This is a genomic window from Hylemonella sp. GW821-FHT12C09, from assembly GCF_058807395.1.
The window spans coordinates 1-17,776 of sequence record NZ_JBXAQQ010000009.1 but is presented as its reverse complement, the minus strand read 5'-3'; the positions used below and the strand labels follow the sequence as shown (position 1 = coordinate 17,776).

At 62.4% G+C, this 17,776-nt stretch carries 15 protein-coding genes; 6 read left to right on the top strand and 9 right to left on the bottom strand.

From position 1 onward, the window contains the following. The first annotated feature begins 45 nt into the window (after positions 1–45). The 5 genes from AC1RRP_RS14785 to AC1RRP_RS14765 are packed head-to-tail and all read left to right on the top strand — an operon-like array spanning position 46 to position 6,858. A complete protein-coding gene (locus AC1RRP_RS14785) occupies positions 46–1,248 on the top strand; it encodes an ABC transporter substrate-binding protein (protein WP_493037455.1) in 1,203 nt (400 codons plus the stop codon). 2 nt (positions 1,249–1,250) lie between these two features. Next, positions 1,251–3,791: an ATP-binding protein gene (locus AC1RRP_RS14780; protein WP_493037453.1), complete on the top strand. Its 2,541-nt coding sequence runs from the start codon at positions 1,251–1,253 to the stop codon at positions 3,789–3,791. Positions 3,792–3,847: 56 nt separating this feature from the next. Then, positions 3,848–4,468, top strand: a complete 621-nt coding sequence (locus AC1RRP_RS14775) for an FMN-binding negative transcriptional regulator (RefSeq protein ID WP_493037451.1) — start codon at positions 3,848–3,850, stop codon at positions 4,466–4,468. Next, the gene (gene tadA, locus AC1RRP_RS14770) at positions 4,458–5,837 is read left to right on the top strand and encodes a tRNA adenosine(34) deaminase TadA (protein WP_493037449.1); all 1,380 of its coding nucleotides are present in this window, start codon (positions 4,458–4,460) and stop codon (positions 5,835–5,837) included. Before AC1RRP_RS14775 ends, tadA begins: the two co-directional genes overlap by 11 nt. A 10-nt stretch (positions 5,838–5,847) precedes the next feature. Further along, entirely contained in the window at positions 5,848–6,858 is a 1,011-nt protein-coding gene (locus AC1RRP_RS14765) for an LD-carboxypeptidase (protein WP_493037447.1), read from the top strand. 23 nt (positions 6,859–6,881) lie between these two features. Here the strand turns inward: AC1RRP_RS14765 and AC1RRP_RS14760 are convergent, their stop codons facing one another. Continuing rightward, positions 6,882–7,223 carry a hypothetical protein gene (locus AC1RRP_RS14760; protein WP_493037445.1) on the bottom strand — a complete coding sequence of 114 codons (342 nt, stop codon included), beginning with the start codon at positions 7,221–7,223 and terminating at the stop codon, positions 6,882–6,884. Positions 7,224–7,477: 254 nt separating this feature from the next. Here AC1RRP_RS14760 and AC1RRP_RS14755 point away from each other — a divergent pair, with 254 nt between their 5' ends. After that, positions 7,478–8,392, top strand: coding sequence for an adenylate/guanylate cyclase domain-containing protein (locus tag AC1RRP_RS14755; protein WP_493037443.1), 915 nt, complete (start codon positions 7,478–7,480; stop codon positions 8,390–8,392). Positions 8,393–8,514: 122 nt separating this feature from the next. Here AC1RRP_RS14755 and AC1RRP_RS14750 read toward each other — a convergent pair whose 3' ends face one another. The 8 genes from AC1RRP_RS14750 to AC1RRP_RS14715 form a co-directional block, all read right to left on the bottom strand. Next, positions 8,515–9,249, bottom strand: a complete 735-nt coding sequence (locus AC1RRP_RS14750; protein WP_493037441.1) for a 2-phosphosulfolactate phosphatase — start codon at positions 9,247–9,249, stop codon at positions 8,515–8,517. 49 nt (positions 9,250–9,298) lie between these two features. Then, positions 9,299–9,811, bottom strand: coding sequence for a phosphosulfolactate synthase (locus AC1RRP_RS14745; RefSeq protein ID WP_493037697.1), 513 nt, complete (start codon positions 9,809–9,811; stop codon positions 9,299–9,301). 103 nt (positions 9,812–9,914) lie between these two features. Further along, positions 9,915–10,262, bottom strand: a complete 348-nt coding sequence (tnpC, locus tag AC1RRP_RS14740) for a Tn3 family transposase post-transcriptional regulator TnpC (protein WP_011483402.1) — start codon at positions 10,260–10,262, stop codon at positions 9,915–9,917. After that, positions 10,259–13,300 carry a Tn3 family transposase gene (locus AC1RRP_RS14735; protein WP_493037438.1) on the bottom strand — a complete coding sequence of 1,014 codons (3,042 nt, stop codon included), beginning with the start codon at positions 13,298–13,300 and terminating at the stop codon, positions 10,259–10,261. Before AC1RRP_RS14735 ends, tnpC begins: the two co-directional genes overlap by 4 nt. Then, positions 13,301–13,441 (bottom strand): hypothetical protein, encoded by a 141-nt coding sequence (locus AC1RRP_RS14730; RefSeq protein ID WP_198140929.1) that lies wholly within the window; start codon positions 13,439–13,441, stop codon positions 13,301–13,303. It abuts the gene before it with no gap. A gap of 364 nt (positions 13,442–13,805) precedes the next feature. Further along, positions 13,806–14,795: a Bug family tripartite tricarboxylate transporter substrate binding protein gene (locus AC1RRP_RS14725; protein WP_493037436.1), complete on the bottom strand. Its 990-nt coding sequence runs from the start codon at positions 14,793–14,795 to the stop codon at positions 13,806–13,808. A 58-nt stretch (positions 14,796–14,853) separates the two neighbouring features. After that, the gene (locus AC1RRP_RS14720; protein ID WP_493037434.1) at positions 14,854–16,077 is read right to left on the bottom strand and encodes a CaiB/BaiF CoA transferase family protein; all 1,224 of its coding nucleotides are present in this window, start codon (positions 16,075–16,077) and stop codon (positions 14,854–14,856) included. A gap of 24 nt (positions 16,078–16,101) precedes the next feature. Then, positions 16,102–17,776, bottom strand: a 1,675-nt coding sequence (locus AC1RRP_RS14715; protein WP_493037432.1) for an FAD-binding oxidoreductase, incomplete at its 5' end; no start/stop codon positions are given.

Below are 17,776 nucleotides of genomic sequence, written 5' to 3'. Positions count from 1 at the left end.
CGCCGCAGAGACGGCTCCAGTCTCAAGAGATTTCAAGAGATTCCCATGGAAAAAATCGTAGAAGAGCGTAGAAAACTGCTGGCCGCGCTGGGCTTGTCCTGTCTGGTTCCTGCATGGAGTCACGCCACTGAAGCCCAGGGGGCGGTGACGCTCGGGCTGACAGCGGAGTTTGGTGTGCAGGGCAGCCACACGGCGCAGTCCATCGAAAAGGGCATCCTGCTGGCCATTGACGAGATCAATGCCCGCGGCGGCGTGCTCGGCGGTCGTCCCTTGGCACTGGAGACCCGCGATGACCGCGGCGTGCCGGCGCGCGGTGTCGACAATTTCAAGGATTTCGCTACACGCCCCGAGGTGGTCGCTGTCTTTTGCGGCCGCTTTTCTCCGGTGGCACTGGAGATCGCGCCCCTGGCCCGCCAGTTGCGCCTGCCGCTGCTGGACCCCTGGGCAGCGGCGGATGACATCACCAAGTTCGAAGGCCAGGAGCCCAATTACGCCTTTCGCCTGTCGTTGACCGACAGCTGGGCGATCGAGACCATGCTGGAGCATGCGCAGGGCCGAGGCTACAGGCATGTTGCGCTGTTCCTGCCCAACACCGCCTGGGGGCGCAGCAGCGAGGCGGCCTTGCTGGACCATGCCAGGCGCAAACCCGGGATGCGCCATGAAGTCTTTTGGTACAACTGGGGCGACACTGATTTCAGTGATCGTCTGATGCAGGCGCGGGCCAAGGGGGCCCAGGCTCTATTGACCGTCACCAACGAATTCGAAGGTCTGCCCATCCTCAAGCAGATGGCGGCCTTGCCCGCCGCACAGCGCATGCCCATCATCTCGCACTGGGGGCTGCTGGGCGGGGACTTTGCCAACACGGCCAGCGCCTATCTGGACCAGGTCGACTTCTCCGTGGTCCACACCTTCAGCTTCAGCGACAAGCAGGGTGCCAGGGCGCAATCTGTCGCCGCCAGTTTGCGCCGCCGCTTCGGCCTGGCGCCCCATGAGTTGAGGGCCCAGGTCGGCTTTGCGCATGCCTATGACCTCACGCATCTGCTGGCCAAGGCCATCCAGCGCGCCGGCAGCACCGACCGCCCTGCGATTCGCCATGCCCTGGAGCGGCTGGACGCGCACGACGGGCTGGTCACGCGTTACAGCCGGCCCTTCACGCCCAGCCGCCATGAAGCCCTGGAGCGGCGGCTGGTTCGCATTGCCCGCTACGACAAGGATGGCAACCTGAGATCGATCACCGGCAAGCCTTGAGCATGGACCGCCTCCAGTCGTTGCAGCGGATGCTGCTGGCCCGGTTCCTGCAGCTTGATCTGCGTGGGAAGATCACCCTGGCGCTGCTGTCCGGCGCACTGGCCCTGGGCGCATTGACCACCCTCACGTCCTACCTGATGTTTCGTGAGCAGCTCAGCAGCCATACAGAAGCCTTGCTGGATTCCTACGCGCGGCAGGAGCAGCGCGAGGTCGAGCTGCGACTGGGGGGCTTGCTGACCCAGGCCGAATCGCTGGCCACCAACGCCGTCACGGCCAACGCCCTGGCCGACTCGCGTGGGCGCGAGACCTATCTCGATCCGCTGCTGCGCAGCCAGAAACTCGGGGTCGTGATGGCAGACATCACAGTGGTCGACTATCGCGGCCGGCCGGTCGCCAGCACCCAGGCCACTGGTGTACCCGATGTCAGCCAGGACGAGAGCTTTCTCGCCATGATGTCGCGGGGGGAGAACATCCTGCGCGTGGACGCACCCGGCGAGCCGACGGCGCGCCTGCTGCTGGCCATGCCCATACGTTACCGGCTCACCAACAACGTCGAGGGCGGGGTGATCCTGCGCCTCCCGCTGGCTTCGCTGCTGAGTGGGCAATCGACAAATGTGCTGCGCATCGATGATGTCGACGGCCGGCGCCTGGTCGGCGAAGCCGCGCCGGCCGGTGCGTTCGAGCGTGCCCGGTCGCTGCAACTGCCCGCGCCGATGGAAAAAATGACCTGGCAGGTGGTGCTGGCTAGGGACCGGGGCGCCGTGTTCCGGGCACTGGACACGCTTTTGCTGGTCTTTCTCGGCCTCGGGGTCTTCGTGGTCCTGGTGGTTGTGCTGTTTGCGCATGCGGGCGCACGGTTCATCGCCCGGCCGCTGGGCGAGTTGGCCGCCGCGGCCGAGGGCATTGCCGCTTCCGGGCGACCGGTGGCCTGGCTGCCGGTACGCAGCAGCGACGAATTCGGACGTCTTTCCGCCGCCTTCAACACCATGGTGGACAGGCTGCGAGGTTCCTACGCCGAGCTGGAGCTGCGTGTGGAGGAGCGTACGCGGGAGCTGGAGCAAAGCCGGCGCGAGGCGGAGAGGGCGGGGCAGCTGCTGCGCGAAGCCGTCCACAGCATCGCCGTGGGTTTCACGATCTACGATCCCGACGATCGCCTGGTCATGTGCAACGAGGCCTACCTGAACATCTACTCGGCCAGCCGGGCCTGCATCGTGCCCGGCGCGAGCTTCGAGGAGATCGTGCGCCACGGGGCCGGCTGCGGACTTTTTGTCGACGCCACCGGGCGCATTGATGACTGGGTGGCCGAACGGATGACGCAGCATCGGCAGGCCCAGGGGGTCGCCATTGAGCAGCGGCTGGATGACGGGCGCTGGCTCCTGCTGATAGAGCACCGCACGCCGAGCGGTTTTGTCGTAGGCAATGTCATCGACATCACCGAGCAGCATGCCGCAGAGGCCCGCATCCGTGACCGCACCGAGCAACTCAATGCCATCTTCGCCCTCAGCCCGGACGCCTTCGTCTCCTTCGATGCGCAGCGCCGGGTGAAATACGTCAGCCCGGCCTTCAGGCGCATGACTGGCCTGGACGAAAACGGTGTGGTTGGCCTGGACGAGGAGGCCTTTTCCGGGCGACTGGCGGCCGAGTGCAGCACGCAGGCGCCCTTTGCCGGAGTTGCTGCCCTGCGCACGGCCCAGGCCCAGCCGGTCAAGCCCGGGATGGGCAGCCGCCCCCGGCAGCTGATCGAAGTCATGGCAGCAGGACGGCGCATGCTGGAAGTCGGCGTGCGCCTGTCCGACGCCGAGACGGTGTCCCAGATCCTGTACCTGCGGGACGTGACCCACGAGACCGAAGTCGACCGCATGAAGAGCGAATTCCTGTCGACCGCCGCGCACGAGCTGCGCACGCCCATGGCCAGCATCTTCGGCTTCTCCGAGCTGCTGATGTCCGGCCGCCTGGCCGAGGTCAAGAAACAGGAAAGCGTCAGCGCCATCTACCGGCAGTCCAAGCTGATGATTTCCATCGTCAACGAACTGCTGGATCTGGCCCGCATCGACGCGCGCGGCGGCAAGGATTTCGACTTCCAGCCGCTGGACCTGGACGAACTGCTGGCCGAGACCCTCTCCAACTTCAAGGCGCCCGAAGGACGCGCGGGGCCGCTCCTGCGGCCGGGACGGGATATCCCGAAGGTCAAGGCTGATCGCCTCAAGCTCATGCAGGCTGTCGGCAATGTCCTCTCCAATGCCTACAAGTATTCGCCTGATGGGGGGGAGGTGTCCATGACGGTGGTCAACGCGCCCGCCTCCGATGGTTTGGCTCCGCGCGTAGGCATTCGGGTACAGGATCAGGGCATCGGCATGCTGCCCGAGCAGCTGGCCCGCGTGAGCGAGCGTTTCTACCGGGCAGACGCCTCAGGCAGGATTCCCGGCACCGGCCTGGGCATGAGCATCGTCAAGGAGATCATCGAGCTGCACGAAGGCGAGATGGCCTTGAGCAGCGAGCCGGGCCGGGGCACCACCGTCACCCTGTGGCTGAACGCTGCCTAGGCTACCGCCAGTGGACGGGAGGTAAGCGCTGGGAGGGCGGCTAAACTTGCCGAACCATGTACCTCCCGCCCCAGTTCAAGACGGAAGACAGCGAACATGCGCTGGCGCTCATGCGGGCACATCCTTTCGCCAGCCTCATCAGCCCCGATGAAGCGGGCCTGCCTTATGTGACCCACCTGCCGCTGCACGTGCAGGAGGAGGGCGCCGAGCTCGTGCTGCTGGGCCATGTGGCCAGACCGAACCCGCACTGGCGCCATTTGCAGGCCCGGCCGCAGGCCGTGGTGACGTTCCTGGGCCCTCACGCCTATATGTCTCCCAGTGTCTACCCGGATCTTGCGCGGGTGCCGACCTGGAATTACCTGGCCGTGCATTGCGCCGTACAGGCCACCCTCGTCGAGAGTGTCGAGGCCAAGGACGCGCTGCTAAAGAAGCTCATCGGTGACCATGAACCGGCCTACGCTGCGCAGTGGCGCAGCCTGGGGCAGGACTATGCGCACAAGATGCTGGCCGGCATCGTGGCCTTCGAGCTGCGGGTGACGACGCTGCAGTGCAAACTCAAACTCAACCAGCACCGTCCCGAAGCGCACGCCGCGATGAAAACCGCCTACGCCAAGGGCAACGCAAACGAACGCGAACTGGCGGCCTGGATGGAGCGCCTGGGGCTGCATGGCAACTGAAGCCGACTTCATGGGCCAGGCCCTGGCGCTGGCGCGCCAGGCCGCCGACGCCGGCGAGGTGCCGGTGGGCGCCGTGCTCGTGCACCGGGGCGTCGTGATCGCGACCGGTCACAACGCGCCCATCGGCAACCACGACCCCACGGCGCATGCCGAGATCCGGGCCTTGCGCGATGCCGCATCCCGGCTTGGCAACTACCGGCTGGAGGACTGCGAGCTCTACGTCACGCTGGAGCCTTGCCCCATGTGTGCCGGGGCCCTGCTGCACGCGCGGCTCAAACGCGTGGTGTTCGGCGCACCCGATCCCAAGACCGGCGCGGCCGGCTCGGTACTCGACCTGTTCGCCAACAAGCAGCTCAACCACCACACGCAGGTGCGGGGCGGGGTGCTGGCCACCGAATGCGGCTTGCTCTTGCAGGCTTTCTTCCAGCGTAAGCGCCAGGACCATCGGCGCGTCAGCCAACCGGTGCGCGAAGATGCGTTGCGCACCCCGGAGGAGCGATTTGCCGACCTGCCCGGCTATCCCTGGCCGGCGCATTACCTCAGCGATTTGCCGGCCCTGGCCGGGCTGCGCCTGCATTACCTCGATGAAGGTCCACGTGATGCCCCGCTCACCTGGCTGTGCCTGCATGGCAATCCGAGCTGGAGCTATCTCTACCGCAAGATGCTTCCTGTTTTTCTGGCCGCCGGCCATCGGGTGGTGGCACCGGACCTGATCGGCTTCGGTCGCAGCGACAAGCCCAAGAAGGAGTCTGCCCACAGCTTCAGCTGGCACCGCCAGGTGCTGCTGGAGTTCGTTGAACAACTCGATCTGAAGAACATCGTGCTCGTGGTGCAGGACTGGGGCGGGCTGCTGGGCCTGACCCTGCCTATGGCCGCGCCACAGCGCTATGACGGCCTGCTGGTCATGAACACCATGCTGGCCACCGGAGACCAGCCCCTGTCAGCGGGCTTCCTGGCCTGGCGCGAGATGTGCGCCAAAAAGCCGGACTACGACGTCGGTCGTCTGTTGGCGCGCGGTAACCCACAACTCAGTGATGCGGAGTATGCAGCCTACAACGCGCCCTTTCCCGACCGTGGGCACCGTGCGGCCCTGCGCGCGTTTCCGCCCATGGTGCCCGAAACCGAAGACGCCGACGGCGCAGCGATTTCACGCCAGGCCCGCGCCTTCTGGCAGAACGACTGGCAAGGCCGCAGCCTGATGGCCGTCGGCATGCAGGACCCGGTGCTGGGCTGGCCGGTCATGCAGAAACTGCAGCAGGCGATACGCGGCTGCCCCGAGCCGATACGCGTGGAGCGGGGCGGGCATTTCGTCCAGGAGCAAGGCGAGGCCATCGCACAGGCTGCGCTGCCTCATTTCCCGCCCCGATAATCAGCGCTTCATGAAGAAACACATCTATATCTTTTCCCCCTCCGGCGCAGTGCGAGACAAAGCCGCTTTCCGGCGCGGCATCAAACGCCTGCAGGCTCTGGGTCACGAGGTAGAAATCGACGTAGCCGCCCTCGCCAGCCACCAGCGCTTTGCCGGTGATGACGCCACACGGCTGGCTGCCATCGAGCGAGCAGCCGCCAGCGGTGCGAACGTGGCGATGATTTCGCGTGGAGGCTACGGCCTGACCCGCATCCTTCCAGGAATTCACTACAAGCGCGTAGCCAAGGCGATTGAAAACGGCACGCAGTTCGTCGGCCTGAGCGACTTCACGGCCTTCCAGCTGGCCGTCCTGGCCCGCTCAGGTTCGGTGACGTGGGCCGGTCCCTCGCTGTGCGAAGGCTTCGGGGTGAGTGACCGGGCGGACGTGGCCGACGGGCATGGTGTCGGTGGGCAAGGCGGGCCGGACGACATCATGGAGGCCTGTTTCGACGACATGATCCAGGGGCAGGGGGAGGGCGCCGGCTGGCGTCAGGCCAAGGAGCGTGAATCCGATCTGGCCCAGGTCAGTGCTTTTCACGCCCGGCGTCTGGGTGACGCGGCCAACTTCAAGGTGGATGACGGTGTGCTGTGGGGCGGCAATCTGGCCGTGCTGTGCTCCTTGCTGGGAACCCCTTTTTTTCCGGCCGTGAAGGACGGCATCCTGTTTCTGGAAGACGTGGCCGAGCACCCCTACCGTATCGAGCGCATGCTGACCCAGCTCCTGCATGCGGGTGTCCTGGCGCAGCAGAAAGCCATCGTCCTGGGGCAGTTCACCGGCTACAAGCTGGTTCCACACGACAAGGGGTTCAAGCTGCAGTCCGTGGTCAACTGGCTGCGCAGTCAGCTCAAGGTGCCGGTCTTGAGCAACCTGCCCTTTGGGCACGTGCCGACCAAGGTGTTGTTACCCGTTGGCCAGGCCTGCGATCTGGTGGTGCAGGGACGCGACGTACTGCTGCTGTGGGGCCATGCCCACGCAGATTGAGCCCGATTGACCGGGCTTTCGGTTCAGCGGCCCAGTGCGCCTGGACGCGAAATCATGCCCCGGGGCAGCAAGCCCTCGAACATGCCGGTGATCAGGCGGATTTTCTGGCTGGCCACGCCTTCACCCTGCAGGGAGGAAATGGCCACCATGATGTCGGCCCTGAGGTACCACAGGCCGTGCAGATCCGGCGCGAAAAGCACGCGCCGTTCAATATGGGGGTAGCTGCTGCAACCCTCGTCACCCAGAGAGTCGAGCATCGCCTGGCGGATGTCCTCGATGCGGACCGTGGCGTGAGCATCCTCCGCCAGGGGGCGACCCAGCAGTCCTTGCATGCTGCTGATGAATTGGCTGGCCAGTTTGTTCATATGCTCTTGTATGTATTTGTCGACAGACTCAACGACTTCCGCAGGGTAATTTCACCGCAGATTTCCCACAATCGATTTATGCGCTGAATGTCATCGTAAAACAACATACAAATCAATAATTTACCCAAGATACATCAAGCAACACCGCAGGACTGTATGCTTGTCCAGCCACTTGGACTGAGGGTTGAGCCGCGGTATCCAAGCGTTCGGGGATGCCCTAAACTGTCTACAGAAGAAATCAATCAAGTTCGCGCATGGGTGTCAACACCACCGTCGTTTTCACTGATCTGACCGGCAGCACCTCCGTTTTCGAGTCACTAGGCAATATCAGGGCCACCCGAGCAGTCACGCAGTTGACGCGCTGGATTTGTGAAATGCTGCAGTCGCAGGGCGGGCAGGTCATCAAGACACTGGGCGACGGCGTTCTGACCGTGTTCCAGGACGCCACCGTGGCGGTCAATGCCGTCGTGGATCTTCAGCGCCAGCACCAGATGAACCTCCTGCAGCAGCCCCTGGCCGAGCACCTGCCGATACGCGTAGGGGTGGCCACCGGCGAGGTCGAAATCGTGAACGGCGATTGCTACGGTGATGCCGTGAACATCGCCTCCAGGCTCAGCGACCTGGCAGGCCCCCATGAAATCTGGGTGGAAAGCCCCGATCTGGACTATTCCAGCCGGGCCAACGGCATACGCTACCGGCCACTGGGTCCCATCAGCGTGCGTGGCCGTGTCGAGCCCTGCAATGTCTACCAGGTGGAGTGGCACGAGGACCAGTCCACCGACTTCATCACCATGCAGGGGGACATCGACCCCATGAGCAAGGCCGCCAAGGCCGACGCCCTGGGGCAGGAAGTCCATCTCAGCTGGGGCGACCAGAAGCGCGTCTTTCGGGCCTTTGAGTTGCCCGCGCACATCGGGCGCATCCGCCATTGCGAATTTGTCGTCGCCGACCCGCGTGTGTCACGCACGCACGCGCGGCTTGAATGGCGCCACGGTCGCATCATGCTCATCGACATGAGCAGCTACGGCACCTGGATACGGTTTGTGGGAGCTCGATCAGAACTGCTGTTGCGCAGGGAAGAGTGCGTCTTGCACGGACGAGGCCAGATTGCTCTGGGGGCGTCGTTCACAGATGCCAGTGCACCCATGCTGAACTTTGAGGTGACCTGAAGCTGGTTTCTTGTCTGTGTTTATTTATTAACATAATATACATCGTATAAAGTATAAAAAACCACCTCAAACAGGAATCAGATAAATAATCTAATTTAAATTCAATGATATTTTTAATCTTTCTAAAGTGAATTATGAGATGTGGTTTGCATCGAAACTTCCCTGCGAATGGACGGGACCTTGCCCAAACGATCGACTGCCATGACGAAACCGGACGGGACCGCGCGGACACAGATATCGAGATCCCTGGGTTCGAAGTCACCGGCCGGCACCGCCAGAAATTTCGCGGCCGGCCTGGAGCGTCTGATGCGTTCCACCACATCCGCCGCCCGTAGCTGGTCCAGACCAAGGATCTGGTCCCGGATGTATTCGGCACAGGCCAGATCGTCGTCATCCTGGGCATGCGACGCGATCACATTGACGGTCCGCAGGCCATTCCTGACCAAGAGTTGGCGTATGTGCCTGGCCGTATTCACGGCATTGGAATAGCCGGTGACGAAGACATGGCGGGCTTCTAGAGCCGCCAAGGTGGCCTTGACCCCGTTGGTGGTCTTCTGGACCAGACGGCGGCCCTCCAACTCGGCCTGGGCCACGCAGTACGGCGAGTTGTCGAGGTCGAAGCCGGGGATGCCGAGCCCCCTGATTTCTCCCGCCAGCAGCAAGTCGGGATCGCGCGCCTTCAGGGCCATGGCCTCCTCGACGGTATTGACCAGCAGGATCTCCCGAACTCCGCGCAGGAAGGCGACATGCGCCACCGTGAACGCGCGAATGACATCAATGACGATATTGATGTCGGCGTCGGGATAGGGCTGATCACTCCCTTGCAGGATCCGGATCTCAGGTACCGGGCCGCTCATGCCACCACGCTCGGTGCATCGGTCCTTCGCGTCAAGACACTACCCGTTATTACTTGAGCCGCACCATACCGGGGATCAAAGTGGCCGGCTGAGGCCATGTGTTCTTCCCTGCGGCTTCGAGTTTGCGGCGCCGCTCCACGCCCGTGCTGAACCGGCTCTGTCTGGCCTCGGGCTCGACAAAGCGCCCGTCCGGACCGTCGTAAAGGGAAAAGGTGTCAGACCGGATGCCCAGACGCAAGGTCTCCAGGCCGATCACGTCGCCAAAAGCGATATTGCCCACATTGACATTCGGGCCGAGCGCAGCGATCAGTTTGGTCTGCAAGGCCTTGGTCGGCGCCTCCCAGATGGCATCGGAAGAACTGAACTGGGCATTGGTGATGCTCTCCACCAGGTCGGAGCGCAGGCGGCCCTGGGCATCGCAGATGCCGCTCTTGCCCGATTCCCGTGCTTCCAGGATGACCCTTTTCGCTCCGGCAGCCAGATCGGCATGGATTTCGGCGATCCATTGGGAGATCGGCATGTTGTCGGCCTCGTCGATGTCCTTCTTTCCAACCTCGCTCAGGACGTAGAAGGGGTCGTGCCGGGATACGGGTCAAAATGATACTTAAGCCAGAAACGACTTAAGAACTCACTTCTTATGCGATTTGTTCGCATCTACAGCGCTGTCAGTCCCGCGCCGCCAGTTCCTCAAGCGGCTCAATGCGCTGAATCCAAGTTTCGAGCCGCGCAATCGCTTCGCGCATTTGTCCAGTGATCTCCGATGCCAGTTCCGGCAAGGTCTCATCCGCCGCCCCAGCAAAACCAGCGTCGTTGATAACGGTGTGCGCCATGCCATGTAGACGCAGCATCCGGTCACGCCACCCTTCCTCGCCGATCACATCGCCCAACAGTTCGGCGAGCTCATCGACCACTCGCAGCAAGGTCGTCGTGTCGTAGCTGTCGCGCAACTTCTCCAAGGCTACCCGATCCAGGCAACCATAGACGGTATTGATGAATGGCTGTGAGTCACTCATTTTTTGCCTCGTTTTCCTTTTGTGGGCGTGGTGTTGTCCTTCATCTTATCGCTGGCGGCGCGCGCCTGTTTGGCGGCCTGTCTGAACTGCGACTCGCGCAGCCACGGCTCGGGCGGCTTCTTCAAGTCCAGATGGAAGCTACCAAAGCGCTTGGTGGTGCTTGTTCCGTAGGGACTCAGGAAGACCTCGTCAGCTTCGTCCACCTCCACGCCCTCGGCGCGCAGATCCTCGATCACCCGCATCATGTCGACAGTGTTCTGCAGGATCACCGCCGAGGCCACCAGGTCGATGTAGCGCAGGCGCTTTTGCTGCTCGACCGGATCGTTCTCGGTGATCACGTCGCCGCCGAAGTTCAGCCACTTGGTGAACGCATGATATGACTCGATCTTGTTGGTCTCGCCCGTCACCTCCTGACGCATCTCCTTGCTGTTGATCCAGCGCAGCAGGTACACGGTGCGCAACACCCGGCCCAACTCACGCGCCGCCGCGAACAACCGGTTGTGACGGCTCTCATTGCTCAGCTTGCGCAGCAGCATGGGCGAGGCAATCCGTCCGGCCTGGATCGAGATCGCAATCTGCATCAGGTCCTTCCAGTGATCGAGGATCAACCGCCAGTTCACCACGTCGGTGAAGATTCGGTCGATGTGCTTGTAGTGTGAGCCCTTGTCCGGCCGGTAGAACTTGAGGTCCTTCCAGTTGCGAATGCGCGGCATCAACTGAATGCCCAACAGATGCGTGAACGCGAACACCGTCTCGGACTGCCCATGCGTGTCGGAATACACCGTGTCGGCCTCGACGGACAGCCCGGCTTTGTGCAGGCCCTCGATCACGTAGATCGCCTCCAGCACACCGGGCGGGATGAAGTGATGGAACACCGCGATATAGTTGTCGGCCACATGCCGGTAGGCCACCGCTCCCATTTTCTTGTAACGAAAATGCATGCCCACCAGCAGGTTCTGGTCGTAGAAATCGTACTGCGTGCCGTCCGCCGCGACCTTGGTGCCATCACCCCACTTCTTGGGCAACTGCAGCCGCAGGTACAGCTCCGTCATGTCCCGGTGCGCGGCGTCCAACTGCTCCAGGCCCATGTGGTGCCGGTTGGCATACGACAGCTGGTGAGGCGACACCTGGTTGGCCAGATGCCGCGCCGCCTGGTTGACGCCCAGGCCTGTACCCAGGGAGAAGGTGGTGAGCAGGTAACGCGCACGCGCGTTGCGCAGCCGTGCGTCGTCGCCCGACAGCGGCCCGAAATGTCGCGTGAAATCGGTCCAGTGGTTGATGTTGAGCAGGATGTCCAGCAGGTTGCGCGGCGCGACTCGGTTGCCGATCGTGGTGTGCAGCGCAACGGCCGACGCCGGGATTTCCTTGGCCGTCGTGCGCTTGACGGTTGGTTCGCCGCCGGGGCTGATGGTCACGTCAGCCGCGTGATGCGGAAATTCTCGATCAACCTCCGCCGCGGTGTCGGTTAACAGGCGCTTCAGCGAGTCGCAGAATCCTTGTGCCGTGGCAGCAATACCGGCGCGCTCGCAGTACACGGAGAGCCGCTTCTGGCATTCATCCCATGGCAGCAACTGCTTGCGGTCATCGGCGAAGGCTTCAGAGCCATCGATGCTGACGTCCCCGCTGCGCAGATCACTGCTCAGGTGGCTGAAAACACAGACTTCCAGGTGGCGCCGGTTGGTCGGATGGCCATGACCGTGAGAGCGGCGCACCTGCTTGTGCCACCGCTGCGATGCGAATGACAGATTGACTTCGTCGGCCACCCACTCCGCCTTGCGGTTCTCGTTGGCCAGTACGATCTCAAGAGCGTCGATCAGGTGGCGGTCCTGCGTGGTGGCCTCGAAGCGCAAGGCGCGCGCCATTCGGAACATCGCTGCACGCCAACTGCTGAACGGTTTCCACAGCAGCGGCAGATGATTCTTGCCGCTCCACACGCGGATCGCCTCGCAGTCAGCACGCAGTTGTTCCAGACTGCCGTGAGGGGCAAGCAGTTCGCGCACGCGCCGGCCGGTCTCGGCGTCGTCCAGGTCCTGCGCCAGCAACTCGAGCACATCGTCGAGTTTGGCGACCAGTTCCTCGCTGAGTTCGCGTTGGCGCGCCTGGATGGCCTGAAGTTCGTCGCGCGCGCTGTTGTGGCAGGCGCCGATGCGGCGAATGAACATTTCGGCGATGTCATCGCGGGCGCGCACGCGCATCTGCCGCATCAGAGCCAGCGTCAGCGTGTGGCGCTTGGGCGGCGACAGATCCTTCATTTCGCCGGCGTCCATCACGGCCGCCATTTCGGAGAGGTGCTTCAGGCGGGTGGCCGGAACGCCTTCCAACAGCGCATCACTGTCAGGAAGCGAGTCCAGCCAGCGCAGTTGCTCCAGCAGTTGATCGAGATGCTGGCGTGACGCCTTCTTGGCCGAGCGCTTCAGATCGTTGTACCGGGTTTGTCGCTCGGGCAGTTTGCTGGCCAGCAGTTCGTCGAGCCAGCGGCGCTGGACGACCGTCAGGCGCTGCCAAACCCCGGTGTAAAGCGCCTGCTCGGCGGCTTCGTGCTCTTTCTCGGCAATCTTGACGAGGGCGCCGAACATCGGTAATTCGTAGTCCAGCCGTACTAATTCGGCAATCAGGATGTTGATGATGTCGATGCGCGTGTTGACGATCTGGCTAACCTCGCGCGCGATCCGCACCGCGTCGTTTCGCGCACGGGGACCGGTGAAGGGCTGCACGCCCAGCAGCTTGCGCACGGCCTCGTGATGGCGATACAGCGAACGGTGGGCCGACGGATAGGTGATTTCCTGCTGCGGTGGCAACCCCATGCAGGCCGAGATGTGTTCGATCACCTCGGGAGGGATCTGGTCAATGGAGCAGAAGTAGTGCAGATACTGGAAGCACTTGAGCTGCACCATCAAGGCCAGACGCCGGTCGGCCTGGCGGGCGAAGCCGTTGACCCAGTTCAGCTCCTCCGGGGCAGGGCTGAACAGGCGTTGCAGATCCTGAGCCGTCAGCAGTCTCTGAAAGCGTGGGTAGGCGGTACGCTCGATGCTGGCCATTCACGCCTTGGCCCGAGCCGCCTTGCAAGCTAACTGAGCCTGCAGCGACTCCAGGAAGTCATCTTTGTTGGTGAATGTAAAAATCTGCACCTCACCACCCGGACGTTCCGTCCGCACCTTCACCGCCGGCAGCGACAGCATGGAGCCGGAACTGCGGCGGCACCCGCTTCTTCAAAGATCTCCAGCCGGACGACACCGTGGCCTGTGTCGATGTGCCGAACCTAGCCATGGTGATCATGGGAGTGTTGAAGTACCTCATGGGCTACACCCTGACGGTCAAGCGATACGCGTTGGCCAACTACTGTCCGCACAATTTGAGCGAGTTCTACATGACTGCACGCAACAAACTCAGAAACGCTCAAAACCGTCCTTCTATCATTATTGCTGGATGCAGGCCACGCTGTGTTGATGTCATGGATTATGGAAAACTCAACAGTATCCGGGTGTCGGGGCCGCACTGCGCAACTGTGCGCAGTGCGGCCCCGACACCGTTTTCTATGCTCCGTCAGTCGAGACGGACTTTAGCGACGTCGGCTACATGCTTCCACTTGACGAGTTCCGCTCGCAGGAAAGTGTTGAAGGCCTCCGGCGTACCGCCGACAATCTCAGCGCCTTGCGCCCTCAGCTTCACTTTAACATCGGGCATCTGCAGGGCTTTGTTGGTTTCCGCATTGATTTTGGCAATGACCTCCGCAGGGGTGCCGGTGGGTACCATCAGCCCGCCCCAGGACACAGCTTCATAGCCGCTGATGCCGAGTGCCTCGTTCACCGTCGGGACGTCAGGCAACGATGCGATCCGCTTTGGGCTAGTGACGGCCAGCGCCCGGAGTTTCCCGCTCTTGATATGCGGCACGCCGGCGAGCGCCGTGGGCAGCGCAATTGTGAGCTGGCCTCCCATCACGTCGATGATCGCTGGTGCGTCGCCCTTGTACGGCACGTGCAGCATCTTGGCCCCGGTCGTCATGGCGAGCAGTTCACCGGCAAGATGGCTGCCCGCCCCGTTGCCGGCGGAGCCGAAGGTAATTTGCCCGGGCTTTTCCTTGGCCAGGGCAATCAGCTGCGCCAGACTTTTCACCGGCGAATCAGCCGCGGTCACGATCACCAGCGGAACGATCGTGGTGAGAATGACGGGTGCGAAATCCTTCACCGTGTCGTAGGGCAGCTTGGCGTAAACCGCCGGGTTGATGGCATTCGGCCCGAGATTGGCCATCAGGATGGTGTAGCCATCGGCCGGGGATTTGGCCGCGGCTTCGTTGGCAATGATGCCGTTGGCTCCCGGCCGATTCTCAATGACGACCGTCGTGCCCCAAGCCTGGCTCATCTTCATGCCAAGGAGCCTGGCGGTGACGTCCGAAGCACCACCAGGCGGATAGGGAAGAACTATACGCACGGGCTGCGTGGGCCAGTCTTTGGCCATGGCGGCTTGACTGCCGAACAGGGCGCCGAAGAACATGAGCGCCGTGGCAATCCGGCAAAGGTATCGGGTCATGGTCATTGAGAGTCTCCTAGTGATAATTCGTAACTATGGTTGGCAACCTCGATCTTGTTTCGTTTCAAATCACTCCTTTCCTCTTCGAGTGGGAAATTCTTTCTGCGGACCAACCCAGTTCTTTGGCCAGTATTTCGTCGGTGTGCTCGCCCAGCGCTGGGGGGGCACGTCGATAGTGGATGCTGGATCTAGAAAACTTGATGGGATTGGCTATTTGCGGGGCCGTGACGCCGCTTGAATGAGGCAGCGAAAAAACCATGCCGCGGGCCAGCACGTGCTCGTCCGCCAGCGCTTCGGGAATGGACTGGATCGGACCGCACGGCACCCCCGCGCGTTCGAGTTGATCCAGCCAGTGCCTCTTGCATGCACGGGCGAACAATTCGGACAAGGCGGGAATAAGCGTTGCGCGGTTCTGCAGCCGCTGGGCATTGGTGGCGTACCGTTCGTCATCGGCCAGGCCTTCAGCGCCGAGCGTGCGGCACAGCGCGCCAAATTGGCGGTCATTCCCGACAGCAACGATCAGTTCTCCATCGCTGGCGGCAAAGGACTGGTAGGGGGCGAGATTGGGATGCGCGTTGCCCCACCGCTTCGGTGGCTTTCCCGATACGAGGTAGTTGGACGCCTGGTTGGCGAGCCAGGCGACCTGGGTGTCGAGCAGGCTCATGTCGATGTACTGGCCCTTGCCGCTGCGGGTTCGCTCGAACAACGCACTGACGATGGCGACCGATGCGTACATGCCGGTCATCAGATCGGAGATCGGCACGCCGCATTTCTGGGCACCGCCGCCGGGCTGGTCGTCACTCTGTCCGGTGATGCTCATCAGCCCGCCCATGGCCTGGATCACGAAATCGTAGCCCGCTCGGCTGCTGTAGGGCCCGGTTTGGCCGAAACCGGTGATCGAGCAGTAAACCAGGCCCGGATTGATCTCGCAGAGAGCGGCGTAATCCAGGCCATAGCGCCTCATGTCGCCGAGCTTATAGTTCTCCACGAACACATCGACTGTCTTTACCAATTCGCGCAGAATGCCCTGGCCTTCCGGCGTACTGATATCCACGGTCATCGATCGCTTGCCCCGATTGGCAGAGAGAAAATAGGCGGATTCGGCCGTTGCCGAACCATCCTCGCGTGCCAGAAAGGGAGGCCCCCACCCTCTGGTATCGTCTCCGCCTACAGGTCGCTCGACTTTGATCACATCGGCTCCCAAATCGGAAAGTAGCTGCGTGCTCCACGGGCCCGCGAGGATTCGGCTGAGATCAAGTACCTTGATGCCGGATAAGGGTCCTGCCATGATGTGCCTTCTTTGTGTAGCCAATCAGCTCGGATCGAACAGGACGCCCGGGTTCAGGATCTGCTTCGGATCGAAGACTGTCTTGGCAGCCTTCATCGCGGCGCAGAACAGTTCTGGCCGCTCCTTGTCATACCAGGGTCGATGGTCCCGTCCGAGCGCGTGGTGGTGGGTGACTGTGCCACCCGCATCGACCATGGCCTGCTCGCCGATGCGCTTGATCGCCATGTATTGCTCGGGAATGCGTGACTTGTCGCCATAAGCAAACCAAGTGAAGTACGGCGCCGGGCCGTCCGGATACAGGTGGGTGAAGCGGCAGGTGACCGACCCCTTGCGCCCCGTCACTTCTCGGATGGCGCGATGGGTTTCGGCCTTGACATGGTCGCGCAATGCGGCAAATTTGTCCCACGTGACGGCGGTCTCCATCGTTTCGCGCATCACACCACGTGCGATTGCGTATTCACGCAGAAAGGGTCCACGCAGGAATTTGTTGCGCCAGTTGGCCGTGTCGGAGTCCGATCCCGCCGCCTTGTCGTTCAGCGTTTGGGCGTCCCACTCGCCGGAGCATTCGGCGCAGATTTCTAATGCGCGGTTCATCCAGACGTCGACCGGGTGGTCAGCCGATTCAAAGCCGAGCACCAGAATGTCGTAGCTTCCGTCGCTGGATCCGGTGTAGGCCGCCTCTTCCCGTTCAATCAGGCGGGCATTGGAGGGATTCAATCCCGACTGCGAGAGCAAGCGGGTCGCTTCGACCGCATTTTCATAAACGCTGAAGCGCACTGTCGTCATCTTGCGGAAGACCGGCCGGCGATGGAGCCTGACCCAGGCTTCGGTGATGATGCCCAAGGCTCCCTCGGAGCCGAGAAACAGTCGATCGGGATTGGGGCCGGAGCCTGACACCGGGAAACGGCGCGATTCGATGTTGCCCGAGGGCGTGACCACCTTGAGGCTTTGCACATGGTCGTCGATCTGCGTATAGGCCGTCGCGAAGTGGCCTGCGGCGCGGGTGGCAATCCACCCGCCGAGTGATGAGAACTCCCACGCCTGCAAGAAGAAGCGCATGGTCAGTCCAGTGGGCTTGAGCTGCTTTTCCAGGCTAGGGCCGAGAACACCGGCCTGAATTCGCGCTGACTGCGACTTGGCATCCACTTCCAGTACCTTGTCGAAATGCTTCAGGTCGATGGTGACGACGCCTCGGTATCGGTCGTACTCAGGTGGATTGACGCCGCCGACAACGCTTGTTCCGCCGCCGTAGGGGATGGCAGCTAAGTTGTGCCGGCAGCACCAGTCGTACAGGTCAACGATGTCTTCTTCGGTCCTGGGGTAGGCGATGACGTCGGGCGGGTTGCGAAACTCCTTGCGCAATGCCCGCGCCACGTCGACGGTGCCCGCCCCATAGGTGTGGTACAGGCGATCGTATTTGTCGGTCGTGCAGATTGTCGCGAGGGACGCCGGTGGCTGGATGCGCGGCGCGCGAAGGTCGATGTCTTCCTCCTTCGGGAATGGCACTGCCTCGAAGTGGTCAATGCCAAGCAACTGGCTCCATGCGGATTCGAACTCGGCGGTTTCCGCCGGCGAAACCGTGTCTCCTTCGTAACCCCAACCATAGAATTTTCGGCGGCGCTCTTGCATTGTGAGTCTCCTGGTTTTGTAGCGAATTACATTGCAACGTCTGCAGATGTAGGCGTATTTGACGGCGAAT

Excerpts from the sequence above, each read along its gene's own strand:
- AC1RRP_RS14785 (WP_493037455.1), top strand. The coding sequence starts at position 46 with ATGGAAAAAATCGTAGAAGAGCGTAGAAAACTGCTGGCCGCGCTGGGC.
- AC1RRP_RS14780 (WP_493037453.1), top strand. The coding sequence starts at position 1,251 with ATGGACCGCCTCCAGTCGTTGCAGCGGATGCTGCTGGCCCGGTTCCTG.
- AC1RRP_RS14775 (WP_493037451.1), top strand. The coding sequence starts at position 3,848 with ATGTACCTCCCGCCCCAGTTCAAGACGGAAGACAGCGAACATGCGCTG.
- tadA (WP_493037449.1), top strand. The coding sequence starts at position 4,458 with ATGGCAACTGAAGCCGACTTCATGGGCCAGGCCCTGGCGCTGGCGCGC.
- AC1RRP_RS14765 (WP_493037447.1), top strand. The coding sequence starts at position 5,848 with ATGAAGAAACACATCTATATCTTTTCCCCCTCCGGCGCAGTGCGAGAC.
- AC1RRP_RS14760 (WP_493037445.1), bottom strand. The coding sequence starts at position 7,223 with ATGAACAAACTGGCCAGCCAATTCATCAGCAGCATGCAAGGACTGCTG.
- AC1RRP_RS14755 (WP_493037443.1), top strand. The coding sequence starts at position 7,478 with ATGGGTGTCAACACCACCGTCGTTTTCACTGATCTGACCGGCAGCACC.
- AC1RRP_RS14750 (WP_493037441.1), bottom strand. The coding sequence starts at position 9,249 with ATGAGCGGCCCGGTACCTGAGATCCGGATCCTGCAAGGGAGTGATCAG.
- tnpC (WP_011483402.1), bottom strand. The coding sequence starts at position 10,262 with ATGAGTGACTCACAGCCATTCATCAATACCGTCTATGGTTGCCTGGAT.
- AC1RRP_RS14735 (WP_493037438.1), bottom strand. The coding sequence starts at position 13,300 with ATGGCCAGCATCGAGCGTACCGCCTACCCACGCTTTCAGAGACTGCTG.
- AC1RRP_RS14730 (WP_198140929.1), bottom strand. The coding sequence starts at position 13,441 with ATGCTGTCGCTGCCGGCGGTGAAGGTGCGGACGGAACGTCCGGGTGGT.
- AC1RRP_RS14725 (WP_493037436.1), bottom strand. The coding sequence starts at position 14,795 with ATGACCATGACCCGATACCTTTGCCGGATTGCCACGGCGCTCATGTTC.
- AC1RRP_RS14720 (WP_493037434.1), bottom strand. The coding sequence starts at position 16,077 with ATGGCAGGACCCTTATCCGGCATCAAGGTACTTGATCTCAGCCGAATC.